Source organism: Pseudomonas sp. G11 (assembly GCF_029457515.1).
Lineage (GTDB): Bacteria > Pseudomonadota > Gammaproteobacteria > Pseudomonadales > Pseudomonadaceae > Aquipseudomonas > Aquipseudomonas gorinensis.
This window is the reverse complement of record NZ_CP120377.1, coordinates 3,728,934-3,750,928: the sequence shown is the minus strand read 5'-3', so window position 1 is coordinate 3,750,928 and position 21,995 is coordinate 3,728,934. Positions and strand designations below refer to the sequence as shown.

Below are 21,995 nucleotides of genomic sequence, written 5' to 3'. Positions count from 1 at the left end.
CCGCCGATATATCGCCCAAGCGCCCGGTTTTCACCAGGCCAGCCAACAGGGATGAGGCGATTGAGTGAGTATCTGGAGTTGCGACGTGTAGCCTCTGATCTTTATCAACAAATGCGCACGGCCACTTCAATAGCGCGCGCCAGGCAGTCGTGGGCCACCGACTGGATGCTGAAACAGGCCCACGCCTCCCGGCGTTCCCACTAAAACATCGGCGAGCTGCTGACCACCCGCAACGCCAACCCTTCGTACGCATCCAGCGTAATGGTGAATTCACCCTCAGCGGTCAGGTCGCCCTCCACCCGCTCATTGATGATGTCCACCACCGGCCCCGGTGCAATGTTGGGCAGGTGCAGGGTTTCTGTGATCGGCGTATCGCCGAAGTTCAGCGCGGTGATTTGTATACCTTTGCCGGCCGGCAGTTCGTGGACCATGATCAGCAAGCCAGGGTGCTCGACATCCGGTACCAGGATCTGACGGCTGGCGGCGATGTCGTAGGCGCGGCGCACGGCGAGGATTTTTTGCAGTTGGGAGGCGAACGAGTCGGGGTCCTGCAACTGGCTGTTGAGGCTGCCATACAAGGTTTTCGAGCGGGGCATCTGCCCCGCCGAAAGCTCGGCCTCCGGGTTGAGGTCCACCAGGTCATAGGCACCTCGGTGAATCCAGCGGGTGTCGCCATCCTGCATCAGGTGCGCGACCTCATCGGCCGCGAGTGGCAAGGCCCCCACCAGGTCCCAGCCTGACAGGGCAAACACCCCCGGCTGCATGGCGTTGTACATCACCAGCAGCAGGTGGATCTGGCGAATCTGCGCGATATCGGCCGGCGTGATCGCGTCAAGATCGCGGATGCCCAGCGCCGCCGTGATGATACTGGCGGTGGTGCAGGACACGCCGTTGGTAACGAACTTGAGGTTGTACGGCGCATGCTCACCCGCCAGGCGCTCATACATCTGTTCGCGGATATGCTCGCGCAGGATATTGCCGGGAAAGGTCTGGCCCTGATAAAGAAAGCTGTCATGGGCGTGCAGGGTCCAGAAGTGCACCAGCTCCAGGGTCAGTTCATCATGGTTTTGCAAGGCGTGGATCAGCGAGCCGGGGTCGATGCCAAGGTTGTGCATCTGGCGCAGCATCAGGCGCAAAAACTCGGTGTCCCCCATCAGCAAGGCATGCTGGTAGGCCGGCCGGGTGATGAAGTCGTAGGACAGGTCAGCACCGCCGTGGGACATGGAGGCGATATCGTCAACGGTGAGGTTCAACTCCTGGAAACTGAACCCGCCGGCCTTGCGAATCGCGCCACCCAGCAACTGGTTGCCGGTGATCGACAGCGGATGGCTCTCCGACCAGGCGGTGCCATCGAGCTTGCGCTCCACACCGAGAAAGCCGTTGGCATCCAGGCGCAGGATTTTTGCGCCCATCACATCGATGGAATGCAACGCGTCGCCGATGATCATCTGCTGCGCCGCAAACGTAGGGTCGAGCCAGTTCAGCGAGGGCTGGCCTTCCTTGAAGTAATGCAGGTACACCCAGCGGCGCGGCTTGCCGTCCACCCCGATGACCACCGGCGTGGTGCTCCAGTCGGTTTCCTTCACGCCGGGCTCAAAGAAGATCACCCGCTGCAACTGGCCGACGATGTAATGCTTGTCACGCAGGGCGTCCACCTGGAGTGGGCTGAGGTTCTGCGCATCACGCCCCGCGGCGACGTCGGGCAGCAATGGCCAGTCTTCCTCGCGGATTTCGACCATGTGGTAGAGCCCTGGGTAATCCTCGTAGGCCATCTCGGCCAGACGAAAATCTGCGCCCTTGCCGGTGTGCGAGGGGATCACATCGTCGATGATCACCGCATTGTGCGCCGCCGCCATGCGCGTCAACGCCTGCAACTGCGCCTCGGTGCCCAGTTGCGGGTCGATGTCGAAACTGATGCGGTCGAAATTGCCGTCGATGGTCGGCGTGTGCGTGGTCCCGGACAAGCCGCCGGACTTTTTCAACGGGCCGTTGTGAATGCCCTGGATGCCGATTTTCGACAATGCATGCCACAACGTCTCATCGCCGAGCGCCTCCAGCACCGTGCCGTCTTCGCGGGTGACAATCGACGCCGGATAGGCGGTGAACCACACCGACGACAAGGCGCACGCGTCACGCGGGCGGGTCTGTGCATACGGCTGTTGCCACAAGCGGCCCTGCCCCGAATAGAGCTTGGCCCGCTGGCGCGCCGCGTGGAACATGGATTGCTGCACCAGCCAGTGCACATGAGTGTCGTCAGCCGCCGTCATAAGCCCAATACCTGTAGTCGTGAAAAGGTTACTCGTAAGCATAGGAGCCACGACGGGGGCTATTCGTTGCATCGCAGACCCGCAACTACTGCAACTGGCGATACTGCCTGGGCGTAAACCCGGTCGACGCCTTGAACTGGCGGGTGAACGCACTGTGGTCGGTGTAGCCGCAGTGCAGGGCCACCTCGGTGATCGGCATATCGGTGTGCAACAACCGATGGGCATGGTCCAGGCGCACTTTCTGGATCATCTGGCGCGGCGTCAGGTGGAACACGCGCTTGCAGTAGCGCTCCAACTGCGCCACGGAAATGCCGGCGATACGGGTCAATTCACCCAAGGTGACACGACGGTTGAAGTGCGCGCGAATGTGCTCGTCCACGGCGGCCAGGCGTTGGTACGCCGGGTGGGTTTCGCTGGCGGATTGCAGGTCGACCGAGATGCCGGCGAGGCCAATGATCTGGCCTTCATGGTTGTACAACGGCCATTTGTGGGTCAGGCACCAGCCCGGTTCGCGAGTGCCGTAGAGATGCAGTTCAAGCTGGTCCTCCAGCACAACCCCCTGCTCGAGCACGCGTCGATCCTGTTCGGTGTAGCCCGGCCCCAATTGCTCTGGGAACACTTCGGCGCTGGTCTTGCCCAGCAGCGGTTGCAACTGCTTGAGGCCGCAGCGCTGCACCAGGGTGCGGTTGGCAAGCACGTAGCGGGCGTCGATATCCTTGATGAAGATCGCGGCATTGGGGATCACATCCAGCATCGGCAATAGCTGCGCCACACCGGCCAACACCTGCTCGATGCTGTGCGGACGGCTCGCCTCGCTGCCTTGGCACAGGGTCGAAAACGCGCGCTGCAACATGACTTCCGCACCCCATTCGTGAGCCTGAGACCGAGCAGATTGCCCCATGTCCGGCGCGCTGTCGAGCGTGGGAAATTGTGCCGAATTCGTCATTCCTCGGTGCGCAAAACATCAATCGTCGCGCGGTTGATGGGTTCAGGATAGCGCCACTGCATGCCTATCCAATAACTCACAAGAAGGCGCCGCCATGTCTGCTCAAGGCAAGTTCAAGAAACAACTTTCACTGATGGACCTGACCTTTATCGGGTTGGGCGCCATCTTCGGTTCGGGCTGGTTGTTTGCAGCCAGTCATGTCTCCGCGATTGCAGGGCCTGCCGGGATTATTTCCTGGTTGATCGGCGGCTTCGCCGTTCTGCTGCTGGGCATCGTGTACTGCGAACTCGGCGCGGCCCTGCCCCGCGCAGGCGGGGTGGTGCGTTACCCGGTGTACTCCCACGGTCCATTGCTGGGCTACCTGATGGGCTTTATTACGCTGATCGCGTTTTCCAGCCTGGTGGCGATTGAAGTGGTTGCCTCGCGCCAATACGCGGCAGCCTGGTTTCCCGAGTTGACCAAGGTCGGTTCCAGCGACCCGACGCCCCTCGGCTGGCTGGTGCAATTTGCCCTGCTGTGCCTGTTCTTCATCCTCAACTACCGCAGCGTAAAGACCTTCGCCATCGCCAATAACCTGGTGAGCGTGTTCAAGTTCATCGTGCCACTGCTGGTGATCGGCGTGCTGTTCACCTTCTTCAAGCCAGCGAATTTCCAGATGCACGGGTTTGCGCCGTTCGGCCTGTCGGGCATCGAGATGGCGGTGTCGGCCGGTGGGGTGATCTTTGCGTACCTGGGGCTGACCCCCATCATCTCGGTGGCCAGCGAAGTGAAGAACCCGCAACGCACGATTCCAATCGCGTTGATCCTTTCGGTGCTGCTGTCGACCGCCATCTATGTGCTGCTGCAAACCGCGTTCCTCGGCGGCGTGCCCACACACATGCTCGCCGATGGCTGGGCCGGCATCAGCAAGGAACTGGCGCTGCCGTATCGCGATATCGCCCTGGCGCTGGGCGTGGGATGGCTGGCCTACCTGGTGGTGGCCGACGCGGTGATCTCCCCCAGCGGCTGCGGCAACATCTACATGAACGCCACGCCGCGGGTGGTGTACGGCTGGGCGCAGACCGGCACCTTTTTCAAGATCTTCACGCGGATCGATGAGAAGTCCGGCATCCCCCGCCCGGCGCTGTGGCTGACCTTTGGCTTGTCGGTGTTCTGGACCCTGCCGTTTCCGTCCTGGGAAGCGCTGATCAATGTGGTATCCGCCGCGCTGATCCTCAGCTACGCCGTGGCACCCGTGACCGTCGCCGCGCTGCGCCGCAATGCGCCGGGCATGGCGCGTCCATTCCGGGTCAAGGGCATGGCGGTGCTCGGTCCGCTGTCTTTTATCATCGCCGCGCTGATCGTGTACTGGTCGGGCTGGAGCACCGTGTCGTGGCTGCTCGGCCTGCAAATCCTGATGTTTGCGGTGTACCTGCTGTGCGCCCGCTGGGTGCCGACCGCGCATGTGAGCCTCAAGCAACAGGTGCGCTCGTCAGCCTGGCTGATCGGCTTTTATGCAGTGACGATCCTGCTGTCCAAACTCGGCAGCTTTGGCGGCCTGGGCATAATCAGCCACCCGTTCGACACCGTCGTCGTCGCCGTCAGCGCCCTGGGCATCTATTACTGGGGGGCAGCCACCGGCGTGCCAGCCCACCTGGTGCGCCTGGAGCACGACGCCGATGAGAGCGAAACCGTCGACGATCCCCACGGCAGCGCCACGCCGTCCCCGGCTTATCCCTGAATGGAGCGCGTTATGAAACGACTGCATGTCATCGACTCCCACACCGGCGGTGAACCCACGCGCCTGGTGATGAGCGGTTTCCCGGCACTGGCTGGCGCCACCATCGCCGAGCAACTCAAGCACCTGCGCACCGAGCATGATCAATGGCGCCGCGCCTGCCTGCTGGAACCGCGTGGCAACGACGTACTGGTTGGCGCGCTGTACTGCGAGCCCGTCACGCCGGGCGCCACCTGCGGGGTGATCTTCTTCAACAACGCCGGCTACCTGGGCATGTGCGGCCACGGCACCATCGGCCTGGTCGCCTCGCTTCATCACCTGGGGCGCATCGCACCGGGTGTCCACACCATTGACACCCCCGTCGGCCCGGTAGCGGCCACCCTGCATGAAGACGGCGCCGTGACCCTGCGCAACGTGCCCGCCTACCGCTATCGCCAGCAGGTGCCGGTGGAGGTCCCCGGGCATGGGGTGGTGTATGGCGATATTGCCTGGGGCGGCAACTGGTTCTTCCTGGTGTCGGACCATGGCCAGTCGCTGGAGATGGCCCACGTGGAAGCGCTCACTGACTACACCTGGACGATGCTCAAGGCCCTCGAAGCCCAAGGCATCCACGGTGAACACGGCGCGCTGATCGACCATGTCGAACTGTTCGCCGACGACGCCCACGCCGACAGCCGCAACTTCGTGATGTGCCCCGGCAAAGCCTACGACCGCTCCCCTTGCGGCACCGGCACCAGCGCCAAACTCGCGTGCCTGGCCGCCGACGGCAAGCTGCGCCCCGGCGAACCCTGGGTACAAGCCAGTATTACCGGCAGCCAATTCGAAGGCCACTTCGAATGGGACGGCGAGCGCGTGCGCCCGTTCATCACCGGCCGCGCCTACATGACCGCCGACAGCACCCTGCTGATCGACGAACAGGACCCTTTCGCCTGGGGCATCTGAGCCTGGGCCCCTTTTTACTGAACGCTGCAAGGAGCTAGAACCATGAGCGACAACATCTTCACCGGCTGCATTCCCGCCCTGATGACCCCGTGCACCGCCGCGCGCCAGCCGGACTTCGACGCCCTGGTGGCCAAGGGGCGTGAACTGATCGATATCGGCATGAGCGCAGTGGTGTACTGCGGCTCCATGGGTGACTGGCCGCTGCTCTCTGAAGCCCAGCGCCAGGAAGGCGTGGCGCGCCTGGTGGCTGCGGGCGTGCCGACGATCGTCGGTACCGGCGCGGTCAACAGCCGTGAAGCGGTATCCCACGCGGCGCATGCGGCCAAGGTCGGTGCCCATGGCTTGATGGTGATTCCCCGCGTACTGTCCCGTGGCGCCTCGGCCACCGCGCAAAAAGCCCACTTCGCCGCGATCCTCAACGCCGCGCCCACCTTGCCGGCGGTGATCTACAACAGCCCGTACTACGGCTTCGCCACCCGCGCCGACTTGTTCTTCGAGCTGCGCCGCCAACACCCGAACCTGATCGGCTTCAAGGAATTCGGCGGTGGCGCAGACCTGCGCTACGCGGCCGAAAACATCACCTCCCAGGACGACAACGTGACCCTGATGGTCGGTGTCGACACCCAGGTGGTGCACGGCTTCGTCAACTGCAACGCCACCGGCGCCATCACCGGTATCGGCAACGCCCTGCCACGGGAAGTGCTGCAACTGGTGGCCCTGAGCAAGCAGGCCGCCAAGGGCGATGCCAAGGCCCGTCGCCTGGCCCGTGAGCTGGAGAGCGCGCTGGCGGTGCTGTCGTCGTTCGATGAAGGCTGCGACCTGGTGCTGTACTACAAGCACCTGATGGTACTCAACGGCGACCAGGGCTACGCCTTGCACTTCAACGAAACCGATGCACTCAGCGATGCCCAGCGGCACTATGCCGAGAACCAGTACGCGCTGTTCCGCCAGTGGTACGCCAACTGGTCGGCTGAACAGAACCTCGCATAACCCCCGTGCGCCGCTGCGGTTCCTGCAGCGGCCAACCCTCTGTTTTCCAGGATGATCCCATGACTCTGACGGGCAAGATGCTGATAGGCCGGCAACCCCTCTGCGGCACGCGCGAGGCGGTCCGGGCCATCAACCCCGCGACCCACACGCCAATGGAGCCGGCCTACGCCGGCGGTGAACGCCAACAGGTTGAGCAAGCCTGCGCCCTCGCCTGGACCGCGTTCGACAGCTACCGCGAAACCACCCTGGCCGATCGCGCCACATTTCTCGACACCATCGCCGAGCACATCGAGGCCCTGGGGGAGGAATTGATCGAACGCGCGAGCGCCGAAACCGGCCTGCCGCGCCCGCGCATACAGGGCGAACGCGCGCGCACCTGCGGGCAGTTGCGCACGTTTGCGCGCTGCGTACGTGCCGGGGAATGGCTGGACGTACGCGTGGACACGGCACAGCCGGAGCGCCAGCCAATGGCCCGCCCCGACCTGCGTCAGCGCCACATCCCACTGGGCCCGGTCGCGGTATTCGGCGCGAGCAATTTCCCCCTGGCCTTCTCTGTCGCGGGCGGCGACACCGCGTCGGCACTGGCCGCCGGTTGCCCGGTGATCGTCAAGGCCCATGGCGCCCACCCCGGCACCAGTGAGCTGGTCGGCCGCGCGGTTGCCCAGGCCGTTAACGACTGCGGCCTGCCCGAGGGCGTGTTTTCGTTGCTGTACGGCTCCGGTCACGAGGTCGGGATCACGCTGGTGACCGACCCGCGCATCAAAGCCGTAGGCTTTACCGGTTCGCGCAGTGGCGGTATGGCGCTGACCCAGGCAGCGCAGGCACGGCCGGAACCGATTCCGGTGTATGCGGAAATGAGTTCGATCAACCCGGTGTACCTGTTTCCTGCCGCGCTGCAAGCCAGGGGCGAAGCCTTGGCACAGGGGTTTGTTGCGTCGCTGACCCAGGGGGCGGGCCAGTTTTGTACCAACCCCGGCCTGGTGATTGCGGTTCAAGGTGCCGCCCTGGACCGCTTCGTCAACCGGGTCAGCGAGCTACTGCCGCGCAGCCCGGCCCAGACCATGCTCACTGCGGGGATTTTCAGTGCCTATGCAGAGGGTGTCGAGGCATTGACCCGCCACGCCCGGCTCGTTGCGCAGGGCCAGGCGGCGCAAGGTCCGAATCAAGGCCAGGCCCATCTGTTCCTGGCCTCGGCCGACGCGTTCCTGGGCAACGCCCATTTGCAGGCCGAAGTCTTCGGCGCCACTTCGCTGGTGGTGGCGTGCGCCGATGAGGAGCAAGTACGCCGGGTATCCGAACACCTCGAAGGCCAACTCACCGCGACCCTGCACCTGGATGAAGACGACCTGGTGCCTGCACGCACGCTGCTGCCGGTATTGGAGCGCAAGGCCGGTCGCCTGCTGGTCAACGGCTGGCCGACGGGGGTCGAAGTGTGCGACGCCATGGTCCATGGCGGCCCCTTCCCCGCCACCTCGGACTCGCGCAGCACCTCGGTGGGCACAGCGGCAATCCTGCGATTCCTGCGCCCGGTGTGCTACCAGGATTTCCCGGACAGCTTGCTGCCGACCGCACTCCAGCACAGCAACCCGCTGCTGTTGCGGCGCCTGCTCGACGGCCGGAGAGAGGCGTAGACCATGGCCGATTCCAACCCAACGGATATCGCCATCGTCGGCGCCGGCATCATTGGCGTCGCCTGCGCCTTGCAGTTGGCGCGCCAGGGCCGCCAGGTGGTGGTGATCGACCCGCAGGACCCCGGCATGGGGGCCTCCTATGGCAATGCCGGCCACCTGGCCACCGAACAAGTGTTCCCCATTGCCGACCTGTCGATCCTCAAGCGCCTGCCCGCCATGCTGCTGGACCCCATGGGCCCACTGCGCCTGGACTGGAAATACCTGCCCCGAGCCCTGCCCTGGTTCGCACGCCTGCTGTTGAACCTGCGCCCGGCCAGCTACCAGCGCACCGTGGCCGGTATTCGTGCGCTCAATGAAGGTAGCCTCGGCGCCTGGCAGCGCCTGCTCGACAGCATCGCGCAGCCTCAGTTACTGCGCCAGGACGGCTCGTTGCTGGTGTTCGAACAGGCCGCTTCGCGCGCGACGCTCGAGGCGCTGCGCCAGCGCATGCAACAACAAGGCGTGCCCGTGGATGTGTGGTCAAGTGCCGATATACGCCACGCCGCGCCACAGCTGAGCGAGCAGCTCCTGGGCGGGTTGTTTTTTCCGGCGACAGGGCACTTTCTCGACCCTTACCAGGTGGTCTGCGCATTAGTCAGCGCCGCCCAGGCCAGCGGCGTGCAGTTCCTCAAGCGGCGGGTGCTGGATGGACGGGTTGACGCCCAGGGCGTGTCGCTGAGCACCGACCAAGGCCCGTTGGCCGCGCGCCAGGTCTTGATCGCCTGCGGTGCCCACTCGGCAAAACTCACCGCCGCGCTGACCGGTAAAAAAGTCCCGCTGGACACCGAGCGTGGCTATCACCTGATGCTGCCCCAGGAACACGGGCGACTGCCATTCGCCGTCACCTCCCTGGAGCGCAAGTTCATCATGACCCCCATGGCTGGCGGCTTGCGCCTGGCCGGCACCGTCGAATTCGCCGGCCTCGAGCGCCCGGCCAACATGCAGCGCGCCTGGCAATTGCAACGGCTGAGCGAAGGCTTGTTTCGCCAGGCGTTGAATGCGCAGGACGCCACACCCTGGATGGGGTTCAGGCCATCGTTGCCGGATTCGCTGCCCGTGATTGACCGGGTGTGCGATGGCAAGGTGTTGTTGGCGTTTGGGCATCAGCATTTGGGGTTGACGCAGGCCGCGGTAACGGCGGAGTGGGTGGTGCGACTGGCTTCAGCGCCGGCGACACTCTCCGGCATGGACGCCTATCGACTGGATCGCTTTTGAGAACACTCGCCGGGCGGGCGTCTTCCCAGGTGGCGTCGCCGCCTGACTGCACATCGCCTGCGTCAGGCTACTTGACCAAGCGCTTTTCCTTGGAGGGGCGGTATCCAAAATACGCGCTATAACACTTGCTGAAATGACTCGGCGACACAAACCCGCATGCCACCAGCACATCCACCTGGGACAGCTCGGTGTGCTGCAACAAACGCCGTGCCTCGGTCACGCGCAGTTCCATGTAATAGCGCTGCGGCGTGGTGCCCAGTTGCTCCTTGAACAGCCGTTCGAGCTGGCGACGGGAGCGGCCGACATAGACAGCGAGTTGGTCGAGCTCAAGGGGCTCTTCAAGGTTGGCGTCCATCAGCTTGACCACTTCGCGTAGCGGCGCGCTGACGCAGACGTTTTCCGTCGGTTTGATGCGCCGGTAGCGCGATTCTTCAAACGCGAGGATGTCTTCGATACCTTCGACCAGGGCTTTGCCGTGCAGGCCCTTGATCCAGTCGAGGGCCATATGGAAGGCACCGGAGGGGCTGGAAGCGGTGAGGCGGTCGCGGTCGATGACGTAGGGTTCGCTGGTGACATGGGTGGCCTTGGACACTTCCGCAAGTGCCGGGCGATGTTCGGGGTGGGTCGCGCAACGATAGCCCTGCAACAGGCCGGCGCGGCCGAGGAACCAGGCGCCGTTCCACAACCCGGCGAGGCTGACACCCTGCTCGGCGGCGGTGCGCAGCAGGTGGATGAAATCGTCGTTGGCCTTGAGTTCGGTGCGCAAGCCACCGCAGATCACCAACAGCTCCAGCGCCTGCAGCGCCGCGATATCAAGGCACGCGTCGGGGCGGATCACCAGACCCAGGTCACTGATGACTTCGCCCTCGTCGCAGCCAAAAGTGCGCGAGGCAAACAGTTCAGGGCGCAACAGGTTGGCGGTGACGAAGGTGTCGAGGGTCTGGGTAAATGCCGGCAAAGAGAAGTGTTCCAGCAGCAAGAAGCCGACGCGGGTGACCGACGCCGGCTGCTGGGAGGGATCATCGAGGTAGCGCAAGTTCTTGCCTTTCATGCCGCCGCTGAATTGACGTCTTTCCATCGAGGGTTGGCCCACTGTTATTGTTGATGCCGTGGGCGCCATCTTAGGGGCAAATGCGGCGGCTGTCTCAGTCGGTACGCTACGGCCGGCGCTGTACCAAAGTGCGCTGGGTCTCTGATCTTGTTAAAACCGGGCCCTTGGAAAGCCCGTGGCACAGCCTCACAAACGCATCTGATACGGTTTTTTCGTCATCATCTGGGTCTGTATCGAAAACCGCCCGGGGCGGACAATGGCACACATCCCGACACTTCTGTCGCTCCCCTTCCCTTCGGAGGCCTTATGACCAAGATGGCACTTTTCCTGTTCGGCTTTTTGGTACTGACCATCGGCATCGGCCTGTTGGCGACCATTTCGCCGGTCTGATCAACTGGCAAACAGCATCGGATACAGCGATAGCACCAACAAGCCCGCCATCGACAGGTTGAACAACCGCAACCAGCGTGGCTCGCGCAACACATTGCGCAGGCCCGTGCCGCAGCCCACCCACACGCACACACTGGGCAGGTTGACCACGGCAAAGACCAGCGCAATCACCAGCACGTTGGTGACATAGCCCTCGACCGGCGTGTAGGTGGTGATGGCTCCCAGCGCCATGATCCACGCCTTGGGATTGACCCACTGGAACGCCGCCGCCCCCAGGAAGGTCATGGGCGTGCCGTGCTCATCGCTGCTTTCGGACATGCCGCCCGCGGTCGCGATCTTCCACGCCAGGTACAGCAGGTACGCCGCGCCCACATAGCGCAACAGCGTGTAGGCCCAAGGGAATAGCTTGAACACCTCGCCCAGGCCCAGGCCGACCGAAATCACCAGCAGCATGAAGCCGATACTGATCCCCAGCGCATGGGGCATCGAGCGACGAAAGCCGAAGTTGACACCCGAGGCGAGCAACATGGTGTTATTCGGACCGGGCGTGATCGAAGAAACGAAGGCAAACAGCACAAAGGCCGATAACAGGCTGGTCGACATAAACATGATGGGCATCCAAACGGGCGGTATGCCTGCGACGATAATGGGTTATGGGGCCCGTTGCCCCGTACAGCCAGGGGTAGATCGAGGCGTACAATTTGATGGCAGCGCTTTCACAAACCTTTCACAGGCAAGCGTCTAAGTTGAACCCAGCTCCTAGTGAACATCCCCTTTAGCCCGCTCTCCCCATCGCGGGCTTTTCTTTGCCTTGGATTTGGCCGATGTAAAAAAAAGAGGCAAGCCCTTGGCTTGCCTCCCTTGCCTGCTATCAGCGCAAGCCAGGACCACCAGGCCCGCCAGGACCATGGCCACCGCCATGACCGCCGCCACCGCCCGGAGGCATGAACATCCAGCAACCGGACAAGGTCGACAGCAGCGCGATAACCACAACTGCCTTGGTTAGATAACTTAACTTCATGACCACACTCTCTTACTTGACGAGATTAACTTCTCGCACGGTATGACAGCGCAAAACAAAGTGCGTCACGACTATCGTGTAACCTGATGGTAGGGTTTGTAAGGTGGGCGGTACACACTGCCCACCCACAGCTTGAGTGTCGCTGTATGCGTCACCGGGTAAGAACATGCCTGGAATTCGAGGAACTTGAACAGCACCGACCGGAGAATTAAATGGAAGAACTGATACAGGGGCTCGACGGGCCCAGGACTGCTCAGCAAGAACTGTTTTACGACCTGGAAGATGCGGCAGCGGTGATTGGATGGTCGGTGGTTGAACTGACAGCGATAGCCGCAAGCGGCAAAACCCCGGCTGAGACGCAAGCGCTGATGAGAATATGCGCGCTGCTGGCGGCTCAGCAGGAAAAGCTCAGTGTGTACGCGGATGAAGTAAAAGACCAATGCATCCTCAGGCCCGACGCCTGACTGGGATGCGAGTGCAACTGGGCAGTGCCAGGAGGGGCATGCACCCTTCACTTGTCCAGATTCAATAGTTCGTGCATCCGCTCCCCTATCATCCCCCGCAACCAGGCTGCATGAAACTCCATTTCTTCCAGAGAACTACCTTCAGCCAATCGATATTCGGACACATTGCCCTTCGGTCCCTGGCATACGACGCTGAAATGGCCATGGCGATCAAACATGGCGACCACGTAAGGGCAGATATAAATGATGTCGCTGAATGGCACGCGTACTTCGATGGGTTTGCGGACGCGATGGGTGACAGTGAGTGTAAGGAGCTGCTGGTTTTCGTCGAACGTAAAGGCCTGCACTCGAGGCGCGGAGGAAGCCCAGGCAAGCATCACCCCCATGAGCACCGCTGTGCCAAGCAGGGGCAGGATAAGCCACGACTCCGTAAAGCTCGTCCCATGGCTGGGCGGCACACCTTGCATGGCTTCAAGGCCGAGAATAACCAACATCACCAGCCCGTAGCCCGGCAACAGCAAAAGCAACCCCACGAAGAAACCAAAAAGGCCCAGACCAGTGCTGCCAACGACCGGTATATTCGGGCCGTAATGCCAAATAGGTGGATGGGCGGCGGGGGTTTTAGTGCCTGGTGCGGCTAAAGGCGTTGCGACGAGGTGAGGCGGGCTTTGACGATTCATCCAGCAGGCTCCAGGAATGCAGCACAGACGTTATCACTGCTGACCCTTGAAAAGGGCCGCGCCACGAAATCGTCAGTGAAAACGTCGCTGATCGATGAACAAGGCAAAACGGCGCTAAGGAAGCAGCTTAAACGTGAACAGGTGGTACCTTTTTTGCCACGTTAGAGCCGTGGTCGGCCGCTTTGCCGTCGAGCTGCAATCAACTACTGAATGTATGTTCGCATGCGTTGCATTTGTAATTGTCCAAGATGTATTCATCTACGGCTTTCCCTGCCACTGCTCCCGCCGTAGCACCGACTGCCAAGCCACCTAAAAAACCGATTACACCGCCAACGAGCGTCCCAACCCCAGGAAACAGGGCGCTGCCTATCGCAGCACCAGCAGCGGCGCCTTCACCCCCGCCTGCTACTGCTCCTATCCCACCGGCTACGGCTCCAACGCCTCCTGCGACTTTCGTCCCGATATTTCTTTTCTGTGTTTTATCAGAACCACAACTTGGGCATGTGACTGGCATGTGACTTCCTTGGCGATTTAGTTTTTCGTTGGTTGCGAATTTTTAACGGACGAACAGTTCGAGGTGCAGATAAGTGAACGCCAGATGACGCCGATCGAACCGCAGCGTGGTGACCCAAGAATGAAGATCAGGTCTTCAGTGTTCGGTCCCATCTCTCGACATCATCCCAAGTGATCGGCTGATGATTTTCTCTTGCTCACCAGCGACATAGGCTACTATTTCGCCATCATGGTGTCCACGGATCGCGCTTGGCCGAATCTGTTGAAACAGTCGGTTTTTCAGAACACGGTGGAATGGGGCGATCAAAGCGCCTCTTCCGTACGTTTCCACGTGAAATCTCAGCCTAAAGGCGCTGCCAATATTCAAGATTTCAATCTTCGATGCATGCTTTGATGCCTCAAAAACTGCCGCCGAGGTTTTCAACAGAATCGACCGTTGGCGGACGCCTACGCTCCTCAGCCTTGAGCACAATCTCACGTCCAATCGAAGAGAATCCGCCCATATGGCGTATCGTTTTTGCCGACAAAAAAGTGTGGCCGCCGAAGCGATCCAAAAAATTGCGGACGCGATTGCCAAATCGCGGCCAATAAAAAACCCCGTAGACGTTAATCTACGGGGTTTTCAAGAGTGGAGGCCGAGGTCGGAATCGAACCGGCGTAGGCGGATTTGAAATCCATACAAATATCTTTATTTTTCATAATATTAACAAGATATCAATTCCGCAACGGCGTATTTTCAGATCCGCTGAAAGCCGCTGGATTCGGGAGGTCGTCTCCCGAATGCGGAATGGATTTCCTACGCTTCGTCGCCTGAGTTCGCACAACCCACAACCATCGATCACTGTATAAAAATACAGTTACTGGATTTTCCCCAATGAATATCGATGAAGACACCTGTGGCTGGCTAGGACTCCCTACGCCACTGCAAATGTACCGGCAGCACTGTCGTCTCCTGGAAAACGAGATTCAGGAACTGAATCGTCAGTTACGCAAAGCTCGCGAGGACGTTTTCGGAATCAGCCAGATGCTGCTTGAGACCCAGACAAAGAATGCTGAGTTTGCCGGCTACCTACGAGAACGCGGTGCCGAAGCGGCAGCGATGCGAAAGCAGATCGCCGACCTCACCACATCGGACAGCGTACATAGACGGGAGGTTATTGAGCTACGACAGATCGTGAATGAAATGAGGCCCCGCCCCTTTACGATTGTCTAAGCTTTAGAATCGGCGCCGTCTAGAATCAGCTTTCGATGCTCCCTGCACATGACACGACAGTTTGAATGCCAATTCATATAACTCTCAACCGCTGAGGATAGTCCGTTGAGTTTTGTACTTAAAAGGTCCAAAACCTCCTCTTCTGGAGAGGAAGGCAGTTTTTTTAGCGACTCGACAAGGACCTGTATTGGTTCAAAAAACAATCGCTGAAAAACTAGAGTAGAATCGAAGGCACTGCGCAAGCTATCTAAATGACTATACTGGTTCAACACACTACCAAAACTTCCTACAACTAGTGAAACCCTATCTCTAAAGTCCTCCAAAGTTAAGGAGAAGGTATAGGCACCGGATTGTCTTATCTGGCCTTTGCTATCGTTTCTCAGGTTGCTTCCCTCTTGCACAAGCACCGCGGCTTCGCCGTCTATCAACCTGCTAATATCTTTTAAGAAATCAAGTTTATATTGAAGCTTCTGTTCATTTGCCTGAAGCAACAACTGATGCTCGAAGGTGGCTTTCAAAAGTCTGTTTTGTTCTACCATCGCTTCTTGATGATGTTTTGTTACAAGGTCTAGACTCTGGAAATGATTGGAGGTAACCATCTTTATCGTTTCAGTATGCTGATTTGCAATCTGCTTGAGCTGGATCCTTGCGACCACATAAGTCGCGATTGCAGCCACAACTCCTCCCAATAATGCCCCGTAAAGACCACTGGTCAAATCCGACATGTCCTACTCCTTGGTGCTGATCGAGTGGACATATTAACTGGGCCGACCAGCTATTTCAGCTCAGAAACGCTAGCAGCGTACGATTGGCACGCCCGGAGCGCGATCAGTCCTTGGTCGCCCGCGTCGGTTCCAGTGGTTGATCGACAACCACTGGGAACATGTGTTGACCGGGGCACGCCGGCCGATCGTTGGACGCGTATATGCCCGAATGAAACTGGCAGGCGTCACGCCCTCTGCCGTGAACCCGGCGGCCGAAACCTGGACGCTTGACCTGGCAAACGTGAGCTGATCAATGCGCCAGAAATCGATAGCAAACCGAGACCTACCCCCACGGATGATCCGGCGATGCCACAAGCGCAAGAGCGGAAAAACGTGGATCAGTTATTACTACAACGGCAGAGACGCCCAGGGCAAACGCAAAGAAATCCCCCTGGGCGCCGACCTTGACCAGGCCAAGGTGGAGTGGGCCAGGCTGGAACGTCGTGCGCCACCCAAACCGAGCCATCTGCTGGGCTCTTTGTTCGACCGGTACGTGACAGAGATCATCCCGACTAAAGGACTACGCACCCAATCCGACAACATGAAAGAACTCAAACAACTGAGGAAAGCGTTTGAGAAAGCTCCTATTGATTCGATAACGCCCCAGGTGGTCGCGCAGTACCGGGACGCCAGGACCGCAAAGGTCAGGGCCAATCGCGAGATCGCGTTGCTGTCGCACATGTTCACGATAGCCCGCGAGTGGGGCCTGACCAACAACGCCAATCCGTGCTTCAGTGTGCGCCGCAACAAGGAGACCCCACGGGACTATTACGCCGGCGATATCGTGTGGAATGCCGTGTACGACGCAGCCGTACAGGAGCTCAAGGATGCCATGGACCTCGCCTACTTGACCGGTCAGCGCCCCGCCGACGTGTTGAAAGTGGCCACCACTGATCTAAACGGCGAGTTCCTACTGGTCAAACAGGGCAAGACCGCGAAGAAACTTCGCCTACGGCTTGAGGATGCAGGCGTGCAGTCCGGGCTAAGCGCTTTTATCAATGACCTGCAGGAACGTCGCTCCCTCAGCGGCATAAAAACATCGAGGCTGATCACCAACACATCCGGACTTCGGATGAGCCAGCAAATGCTGCGCAATCGCTGGGACGAAGCCCGCGAGAAAGCCGCCCTCAAAGCCGGCGCCGACGGTGACTCCGCCCTGGCAGTACTGATTCGCCAGTTCCAGTTCAAGGACATCCGACCGAAAGCAGCAAGTGAGATCGAGTTGACGCACGCAAGCCGCTTACTTGGTCACTCAACGGAAGAGATGACCAAGAAGGTCTATCGCAGGGTAGGTGAAATTGTGAACCCCACAAAGTAACAAGTTACTTTGTTCGAATTAAAACAGTGAGCTTCACCGCCCCTAAAAACACCTACTTTTATTCTGGGTCGGGCCGCTTAACAGGAATCTTTCGCTTGAAAAGCGGAGTGTCAATCATGCGATATTTTTTAATTATCGCATCGACCTCAGACATAGGGACTCCAATCTTATTCGCGGTATCAACAATTTCCGCGATTGTTACTCCAGGAGTTTGAGCCATAGCCATTATCTTGAGAATGCTATTTGGAGGGCCAACCTCAATCACAGATTCACTTGAAACCGGAACACGATGCTCCAGCTCCCGCACCCTGCCGGACAACAATCTAGTGTTAGATAAAATTTCCGCCAAGATACTATCGCCAGATCTCGGAGCTACGTTAATCTCCGCAGGTGTAGCCTCAAGTACATTTTTAAACGAGGACTCGAACTTAGGCCAGTACGTGTCAAATACCTGCTTCAATATCCGCTCATCTAAACGGGCACTATCTAGACAGGAGTTCAGTGAAGTTATTAGTCCCCACATTGAGGAACGCTCTGGCGAAGTATGGTTGAATTGTGCCAACGGGTCCTCAATATCAGACGGAGACAAATCAATCAGAAAGGTACAAACACGATTGGTACTCAGCCCCTTGGCAAGAGCACCAGTTTCAAAAAGAATCCAAGGTTTATTTTTATTTTCTTGAGTCAAACACACTATGCCAGCGGCCGTTTCCCGTAGCTGATCTGATATTTCAGAAAACCATATTGCACCTTTGTCAATATCACGCGTAGATATCCAAGGTTGAGATGCCTGCAACACACATTTGATCCAGTCGCTCAGCAATTCTGCAACTGCCTTGCTCCTTTGCCCTGACCAGCTTACGAACACCTTCATCCCGAATCCTTTTGGCACGCAAAAAAAAAAGCAATATCTCACAGCGCATACAGAAATTACATCCCCCACGTCGGACCTCTCTGGACGCTAATCGAAGGGAAAATATCTCTTTTAACTCATTGAGCTCTACTCTACGAGGGCAGCAATCAATACCAAGCCTGCCCGACTTAGAGGCAATCAATGGCCAGGGCTTAACCCTAAGGTTGCGGAACGCATGCCAAAAGTTGCGGAACGGTTCTTAAATCACAGGCAATAAAAAACCCCGTAGATCATTGATCTACGGGGCTTTAAGAGTGGAGGCCGAGGTCGGAATCGAACCGGCGTAGGCGGATTTGCAATCCGTTAGCGGCCCTCTATTTCATTGGGCCAATAGCATCAAGTATCTGTATTTATTGGGATTTTGTATAACATGCTGTGTATTCATACAGCGATAAATGGGACATCCAGTGTCCCAGGATTGTCCCACCCTCCCCCGGAGTCCTATTTCGCCTTGATGGCCGCTACCAGGCGATCAGAAATCGCCTTCATCCCGTAATCCTTCGGATGGGAGTCGACGCCGGCCGACGGGTAGTCAACCGTGGCGCGATCGGTGTTGCTCGGGTCGGTGTAGATGTCACCGATGTACACGTAGGCGCCCCCGGCCGCCTCGCAGCGCTGCTTGATCACCCGGTCCTTCCAGTCAGACTGCCACCACGTCGACACACAGTAGATCTGCGCTGGGGTCTTCTTGACCGCGTCCAGCAAGTCGCCGTACGCAGACCAGAAGTTGTAGAGGTTGATGATCGACTGAATCTTCTGCTTCTTATTCAGCTCGACATTGTCGCCAAGTTGCAGAACGACAATTTTCGGGCTCTTTGAAAGAATGGAGGCCAGGGAATCGATATGGCTTTTAGTGACGCTGTCATCAGATTCAAATGGATAGAAGTTCCTAGCGTATGCACCATCGGCGCTAATGCCAAGTTCTCTCAGGGTTACATGCACATAATCGGTTGACTCGTACTTGGCGGCCATCCCATGAGCGCCATACCAGCCAAGCTCAGCACTGGCCGGGTGGAATGTCAGGCTGTTCCCGATAAATACCATATCCGGGTTAGCTGGCTCGCTTGGAGGCGGCACCGCCTTGAACTCTTTCTTTGGCGCGCACCCGGAAGCGCAGAAGATTGCAGCAACAAATGAAAGAGAGAAAGCAGCCTTGAATAGAGCGCCAGAATACTTAATCACTGAAATCAATCCCTGAGTAAAGATTTTCATTCTAACCACCTGCTGAGATTGAGGCCATGTGACTTTTATCGGCGGCACACATTTACGACGTAGTCCTGAAGCGCTTTCAGGGCTGCTTGATCGGCGATGATTCCGGCGCGGATATCGAAAATAGTCGATCCAGAAGCAGCAGAGAGTTCGATGGTGCCTGCATCGCCCAGGCCGGAGGCGCTGGTGGCGCCGGGCACGTCGACGCCACTGGCACGACAACCTCCCGCGATGCGCAGCCGGCGAGCAGAGTCAGCAGCAGCGCGGCGCAACTTTTCATTTTCAGCGAGGCCATCGGTCTTTTCCTTCTGGGCTTTCTGGTCAAGGTCAGCAAGTGCCTGTTCGGCGTGCTGCTGCTTTTCGAGCGCCTGGCGAACCTGGGTTGCCCCGGCATTGGCGATATTGGTCAGATCCGTCTGATGGCTTGCATTGCTGTCGGCAAGGATCTTGCCGTAGCTATTGGCCTGCCACATCCAGGCACCAGTGGCGCCGACCAGCAGCGCGACCATATAAGGAATGGCTTTCAGCAGAATCGCGTTCATGCCAGCACCTCCAGCGCCTTGTTGTACAGAGCCTTGCGGTCGTCCTGGCCATTGATGCCGCCATTGATGCGGCGCGTGATCATCTCAAATGACCCGGAGTCAGCAAGCTTGTTCAGGTCGCGGGAATTCCAGAACCAGGCCGCAGACTTAGCCGCCCACTCTGCCTGCTCCAGCAGCTCCGGGGCCCGCAACAGGCGGTCGTCGCCAAACAGTGCCTTGCTGCATGCCAGATAGTTGTCGTGCCCTGTGATCTGGATCAGTCCGCGCCCGCGGTACTTCTGCCCGTCACCGTCGGCCTCTGGGGTATTCCCCAAGCGCTTGGCCAGGGTTCCGGTGTCATACTTGCTCAGGTACTGATCTCCGCCAAGCTCCTTCACATAGCGGAACTGGCCAGACTCATGCCCAACCTGAGCAATGAAGGCTGCCATCCTAAGCCTCGTGTTGATCTGGTAGCGGTCCATCGCCAGGTTCAGCGCAGATGCAAAAATGCCGGCGTTTCGGCCGGCATTTGGGGTGATCTTCAGCAACTGCTGCTCAGTTATCGGCATGGTTTTCTCCGTGCACAAAAAACCGCCCTAAGGCGGCTGTGACCATCTGGATTAAGGGGATGGCGGAAGAACCAAGGCTTCAAGCGCTGCCAATCTGGCAGCGATATTGCCTGGCAGAGTTTCTGGAGTGATCTCGACCATCGTGTCAGCGTTCTTCAGCTTGCCCTCGTGATACACAACATTGAACGGCGGATCAGGGTATTTCACCCACTCCCACTCGCCGGTTGAGCGGGCGAACCAATCACCGAAACGGTCCGGTCGGTTAGTTGGCCAGTCAACCAGCATTAGCATCCAGCCAGTAATAGGCGTCCACGGCTGATCATCAGGCTGAGAAAAATGATCCGTGCCATCTATAAAACCATACCAAAGCATATGTTTATCCTTACTGTTGTTGCAACCAAGGCATGCACGTCCGGATTATCAGGATGGCTCTACAGGCCAAACAATTTCAGCAGGGAATCCCTTCTGAGCTGACACAGCATTGACATCAATTCGATACTGTTTCCACTTTATGAGAAGCGCTGTATCCGCATCGGGCTTTTCAAGATCTACGGCATCTTGCAGTGGAGCAATGCGAGTTGCAGCAAGAGATAAAATCTCATCAATTTTAGATAGGGCACTTGCTTTCAGTTCTTCTGCTGTTGGGGGAACAGGAACAGGATCAACTGGGATAGCGCTTAGATACTCGGTCTCATAAAGATCGCTTGAGTCATCAATCCATCGGCAGTAAGCCTTTTTCTTGTCAACCGCATAGCCACCGATAATAACTTCACCACTCATAAGTTGTCCTCCCAGCCAAAGCAGTAGATATATGAAATACCGGTTGACGCCCAGTAAATGTTAGCGGTTTCCAACATAAACCTGAATGTAACAGAAGATGGGGTTGTCCCCGAGCCGGACGCCATAACCACAGGCGGAGAGTTAGTGTTTGATGTGTAACCACCATACGACGCATTTGGTGAAATAATCCCAGCCATAGAGCCGGTGGTGCTGCCTGGAGCCATGAATCCAACAATCGCTGCCGCAGTGCTAGGTACAAATCCGCCCGTACCGATAGCTGTTAAAGATGGCGTGGTCGGACTACCAGATGTACCAGAACCCATCAGTGGTAGCGCGACAAGGTTAGACCCAGACGCAATCTTGTACTGAACGTTCCTGCCAATCTGGACGAAGCTCAAGGGGAATTTGTTGCCGGCCGTGCTATCTGAACGAACCCATCCTACCCTCGCCTTGTGGGTATAGCCTGACGGCATTGTTGGAGATGTCGCGCTTGTAGAAAGCAACCCTGCGATAGTGCCGCCATTCCAAATAACCCACACACTGTACCAAGTGGATACCGCCGAGGTCCCCGTATCAAGCCCATTGACGCCAGATGCCGCGAGAGATGGTGTAATGCTTACGGACTTCAATGTCTGATAGAAGCCTGCTGGATTTGAAACCGTCAGCTCATCAGCGGTGTAAGTGACCACGGCGCTTAGGCCCGTAGCTGATCCGGCAAGATTTTTAAATCCACCAGTTATACCTGTGGTGTTCTGAAGCCCAATTACAAGCCATGCAGCAGAACCATTTGATACCAGCGTTACAGAAGTTCCCATTACCAATGGCGGCCGCGAAAACTGAGT

General features: G+C 58.6%; 23 protein-coding genes. 9 read left to right on the top strand and 14 right to left on the bottom strand.

Features of this window, described 5'->3' with window-relative positions; translation table 11 throughout:
• Positions 1–200: 200 nt before the first annotated feature.
• Together treS and P2T68_RS17340 are read right to left on the bottom strand one after the other, a co-directional pair.
• Positions 201–2,267, bottom strand: a complete 2,067-nt coding sequence (gene treS / locus P2T68_RS17345) for a maltose alpha-D-glucosyltransferase (protein WP_277379714.1) — start codon at positions 2,265–2,267, stop codon at positions 201–203.
• Positions 2,268–2,352: 85 nt separating this feature from the next.
• On the bottom strand, positions 2,353–3,120 hold the full coding sequence (locus P2T68_RS17340; RefSeq protein ID WP_069076054.1) for an AraC family transcriptional regulator: 768 nt from the start codon (positions 3,118–3,120) through the stop codon (positions 2,353–2,355).
• A 187-nt stretch (positions 3,121–3,307) separates the two neighbouring features.
• On the opposite strand from P2T68_RS17340, the gene P2T68_RS17335 reads away from it, so the two are divergent.
• From P2T68_RS17335 to P2T68_RS17315, 5 genes are read left to right on the top strand one after another with little or no spacing between them, the layout of a single operon-like run.
• The gene (locus tag P2T68_RS17335; RefSeq protein ID WP_277379713.1) at positions 3,308–4,933 is read left to right on the top strand and encodes an APC family permease; all 1,626 of its coding nucleotides are present in this window, start codon (positions 3,308–3,310) and stop codon (positions 4,931–4,933) included.
• A gap of 12 nt (positions 4,934–4,945) precedes the next feature.
• Positions 4,946–5,872: a 4-hydroxyproline epimerase gene (locus P2T68_RS17330; protein WP_024075703.1), complete on the top strand. Its 927-nt coding sequence runs from the start codon at positions 4,946–4,948 to the stop codon at positions 5,870–5,872.
• Between the two features lie 42 nt (positions 5,873–5,914).
• A complete protein-coding gene (locus P2T68_RS17325) occupies positions 5,915–6,862 on the top strand; it encodes a dihydrodipicolinate synthase family protein (RefSeq protein WP_024075704.1) in 948 nt (315 codons plus the stop codon).
• A gap of 59 nt (positions 6,863–6,921) precedes the next feature.
• The gene (locus P2T68_RS17320) at positions 6,922–8,493 is read left to right on the top strand and encodes an aldehyde dehydrogenase (NADP(+)) (protein ID WP_277379712.1); all 1,572 of its coding nucleotides are present in this window, start codon (positions 6,922–6,924) and stop codon (positions 8,491–8,493) included.
• Positions 8,494–8,496: 3 nt separating this feature from the next.
• Positions 8,497–9,747: an FAD-dependent oxidoreductase gene (locus tag P2T68_RS17315; protein ID WP_277379711.1), complete on the top strand. Its 1,251-nt coding sequence runs from the start codon at positions 8,497–8,499 to the stop codon at positions 9,745–9,747.
• A gap of 67 nt (positions 9,748–9,814) precedes the next feature.
• On the opposite strand, the gene P2T68_RS17310 is transcribed toward P2T68_RS17315, so the two are convergent.
• From P2T68_RS17310 to P2T68_RS17300, 3 genes are all read right to left on the bottom strand, one after another.
• Complete coding sequence (locus P2T68_RS17310; protein WP_024075707.1) at positions 9,815–10,798, bottom strand: GlxA family transcriptional regulator; 984 nt, start codon at positions 10,796–10,798, stop codon at positions 9,815–9,817.
• Between the two features lie 390 nt (positions 10,799–11,188).
• The gene (locus P2T68_RS17305; RefSeq protein ID WP_024075709.1) at positions 11,189–11,797 is read right to left on the bottom strand and encodes a LysE family translocator; all 609 of its coding nucleotides are present in this window, start codon (positions 11,795–11,797) and stop codon (positions 11,189–11,191) included.
• Between the two features lie 262 nt (positions 11,798–12,059).
• Positions 12,060–12,209 (bottom strand): hypothetical protein, encoded by a 150-nt coding sequence (locus tag P2T68_RS17300; protein ID WP_173906425.1) that lies wholly within the window; start codon positions 12,207–12,209, stop codon positions 12,060–12,062.
• Positions 12,210–12,421: 212 nt separating this feature from the next.
• On the opposite strand from P2T68_RS17300, the gene P2T68_RS17295 reads away from it, so the two are divergent.
• Positions 12,422–12,673, top strand: coding sequence for a hypothetical protein (locus tag P2T68_RS17295; RefSeq protein WP_024075711.1), 252 nt, complete (start codon positions 12,422–12,424; stop codon positions 12,671–12,673).
• A gap of 47 nt (positions 12,674–12,720) precedes the next feature.
• Here P2T68_RS17295 and P2T68_RS17290 read toward each other — a convergent pair whose 3' ends face one another.
• On the bottom strand, positions 12,721–13,353 hold the full coding sequence (locus P2T68_RS17290; RefSeq protein WP_024075712.1) for a hypothetical protein: 633 nt from the start codon (positions 13,351–13,353) through the stop codon (positions 12,721–12,723).
• 706 nt (positions 13,354–14,059) lie between these two features.
• Between P2T68_RS17290 and P2T68_RS17285 the strand changes: the two genes are divergently transcribed.
• Positions 14,060–14,260, top strand: a complete 201-nt coding sequence (locus tag P2T68_RS17285; protein WP_150053969.1) for a hypothetical protein — start codon at positions 14,060–14,062, stop codon at positions 14,258–14,260.
• 480 nt (positions 14,261–14,740) lie between these two features.
• Positions 14,741–15,079: a hypothetical protein gene (locus P2T68_RS17280; protein ID WP_277379710.1), complete on the top strand. Its 339-nt coding sequence runs from the start codon at positions 14,741–14,743 to the stop codon at positions 15,077–15,079.
• Here the strand turns inward: P2T68_RS17280 and P2T68_RS17275 are convergent.
• Positions 15,076–15,804, bottom strand: coding sequence for a hypothetical protein (locus P2T68_RS17275; protein ID WP_277379709.1), 729 nt, complete (start codon positions 15,802–15,804; stop codon positions 15,076–15,078). The two genes, P2T68_RS17280 and P2T68_RS17275, sit on opposite strands and share 4 nt — an antisense overlap.
• 292 nt (positions 15,805–16,096) lie before the next feature.
• Here P2T68_RS17275 and P2T68_RS17270 point away from each other — a divergent pair, with 292 nt between their 5' ends.
• Positions 16,097–17,161: a tyrosine-type recombinase/integrase gene (locus P2T68_RS17270; RefSeq protein WP_277379708.1), complete on the top strand. Its 1,065-nt coding sequence runs from the start codon at positions 16,097–16,099 to the stop codon at positions 17,159–17,161.
• A 58-nt stretch (positions 17,162–17,219) separates the two neighbouring features.
• Here P2T68_RS17270 and P2T68_RS17265 read toward each other — a convergent pair whose 3' ends face one another.
• The 7 genes from P2T68_RS17265 to P2T68_RS17235 form a co-directional block, all read right to left on the bottom strand.
• Positions 17,220–18,035: a TIR domain-containing protein gene (locus tag P2T68_RS17265; RefSeq protein WP_277379707.1), complete on the bottom strand. Its 816-nt coding sequence runs from the start codon at positions 18,033–18,035 to the stop codon at positions 17,220–17,222.
• A gap of 480 nt (positions 18,036–18,515) precedes the next feature.
• Positions 18,516–19,286 (bottom strand): hypothetical protein, encoded by a 771-nt coding sequence (locus P2T68_RS17260; protein WP_277379706.1) that lies wholly within the window; start codon positions 19,284–19,286, stop codon positions 18,516–18,518.
• Positions 19,287–19,321: 35 nt separating this feature from the next.
• Positions 19,322–19,825 carry a lysis system i-spanin subunit Rz gene (locus P2T68_RS17255; protein ID WP_277379705.1) on the bottom strand — a complete coding sequence of 168 codons (504 nt, stop codon included), beginning with the start codon at positions 19,823–19,825 and terminating at the stop codon, positions 19,322–19,324.
• The gene (locus P2T68_RS17250; protein WP_277379704.1) at positions 19,822–20,373 is read right to left on the bottom strand and encodes a glycoside hydrolase family 19 protein; all 552 of its coding nucleotides are present in this window, start codon (positions 20,371–20,373) and stop codon (positions 19,822–19,824) included. Before P2T68_RS17250 ends, P2T68_RS17255 begins: the two co-directional genes overlap by 4 nt.
• 51 nt (positions 20,374–20,424) lie before the next feature.
• Complete coding sequence (locus P2T68_RS17245; RefSeq protein WP_277379703.1) at positions 20,425–20,745, bottom strand: hypothetical protein; 321 nt, start codon at positions 20,743–20,745, stop codon at positions 20,425–20,427.
• A gap of 48 nt (positions 20,746–20,793) precedes the next feature.
• Positions 20,794–21,153, bottom strand: a complete 360-nt coding sequence (locus P2T68_RS17240) for a tail fiber assembly protein (RefSeq protein ID WP_277379702.1) — start codon at positions 21,151–21,153, stop codon at positions 20,794–20,796.
• Positions 21,150–21,968 (bottom strand): hypothetical protein, encoded by an 819-nt coding sequence (locus P2T68_RS17235; protein WP_277379701.1) that lies wholly within the window; start codon positions 21,966–21,968, stop codon positions 21,150–21,152. Before P2T68_RS17235 ends, P2T68_RS17240 begins: the two co-directional genes overlap by 4 nt.
• Between the last annotated feature and the right edge of the window lie 27 nt (positions 21,969–21,995).

Excerpts from the sequence above, each read along its gene's own strand:
- treS (WP_277379714.1), bottom strand. The coding sequence starts at position 2,267 with ATGACGGCGGCTGACGACACTCATGTGCACTGGCTGGTGCAGCAATCC.
- P2T68_RS17340 (WP_069076054.1), bottom strand. The coding sequence starts at position 3,120 with ATGTTGCAGCGCGCGTTTTCGACCCTGTGCCAAGGCAGCGAGGCGAGC.
- P2T68_RS17335 (WP_277379713.1), top strand. The coding sequence starts at position 3,308 with ATGTCTGCTCAAGGCAAGTTCAAGAAACAACTTTCACTGATGGACCTG.
- P2T68_RS17330 (WP_024075703.1), top strand. The coding sequence starts at position 4,946 with ATGAAACGACTGCATGTCATCGACTCCCACACCGGCGGTGAACCCACG.
- P2T68_RS17325 (WP_024075704.1), top strand. The coding sequence starts at position 5,915 with ATGAGCGACAACATCTTCACCGGCTGCATTCCCGCCCTGATGACCCCG.
- P2T68_RS17320 (WP_277379712.1), top strand. The coding sequence starts at position 6,922 with ATGACTCTGACGGGCAAGATGCTGATAGGCCGGCAACCCCTCTGCGGC.
- P2T68_RS17315 (WP_277379711.1), top strand. The coding sequence starts at position 8,497 with ATGGCCGATTCCAACCCAACGGATATCGCCATCGTCGGCGCCGGCATC.
- P2T68_RS17310 (WP_024075707.1), bottom strand. The coding sequence starts at position 10,798 with ATGAAAGGCAAGAACTTGCGCTACCTCGATGATCCCTCCCAGCAGCCG.
- P2T68_RS17305 (WP_024075709.1), bottom strand. The coding sequence starts at position 11,797 with ATGTTTATGTCGACCAGCCTGTTATCGGCCTTTGTGCTGTTTGCCTTC.
- P2T68_RS17300 (WP_173906425.1), bottom strand. The coding sequence starts at position 12,209 with ATGAAGTTAAGTTATCTAACCAAGGCAGTTGTGGTTATCGCGCTGCTG.
- P2T68_RS17295 (WP_024075711.1), top strand. The coding sequence starts at position 12,422 with ATGGAAGAACTGATACAGGGGCTCGACGGGCCCAGGACTGCTCAGCAA.
- P2T68_RS17290 (WP_024075712.1), bottom strand. The coding sequence starts at position 13,353 with ATGAATCGTCAAAGCCCGCCTCACCTCGTCGCAACGCCTTTAGCCGCA.
- P2T68_RS17280 (WP_277379710.1), top strand. The coding sequence starts at position 14,741 with ATGAATATCGATGAAGACACCTGTGGCTGGCTAGGACTCCCTACGCCA.
- P2T68_RS17275 (WP_277379709.1), bottom strand. The coding sequence starts at position 15,804 with ATGTCGGATTTGACCAGTGGTCTTTACGGGGCATTATTGGGAGGAGTT.
- P2T68_RS17270 (WP_277379708.1), top strand. The coding sequence starts at position 16,097 with ATGCGCCAGAAATCGATAGCAAACCGAGACCTACCCCCACGGATGATC.
- P2T68_RS17265 (WP_277379707.1), bottom strand. The coding sequence starts at position 18,035 with ATGAAGGTGTTCGTAAGCTGGTCAGGGCAAAGGAGCAAGGCAGTTGCA.
- P2T68_RS17260 (WP_277379706.1), bottom strand. The coding sequence starts at position 19,286 with ATGAAAATCTTTACTCAGGGATTGATTTCAGTGATTAAGTATTCTGGC.
- P2T68_RS17255 (WP_277379705.1), bottom strand. The coding sequence starts at position 19,825 with ATGAACGCGATTCTGCTGAAAGCCATTCCTTATATGGTCGCGCTGCTG.
- P2T68_RS17250 (WP_277379704.1), bottom strand. The coding sequence starts at position 20,373 with ATGCCGATAACTGAGCAGCAGTTGCTGAAGATCACCCCAAATGCCGGC.
- P2T68_RS17245 (WP_277379703.1), bottom strand. The coding sequence starts at position 20,745 with ATGCTTTGGTATGGTTTTATAGATGGCACGGATCATTTTTCTCAGCCT.
- P2T68_RS17240 (WP_277379702.1), bottom strand. The coding sequence starts at position 21,153 with ATGAGTGGTGAAGTTATTATCGGTGGCTATGCGGTTGACAAGAAAAAG.
- P2T68_RS17235 (WP_277379701.1), bottom strand. The coding sequence starts at position 21,968 with ATGGGAACTTCTGTAACGCTGGTATCAAATGGTTCTGCTGCATGGCTT.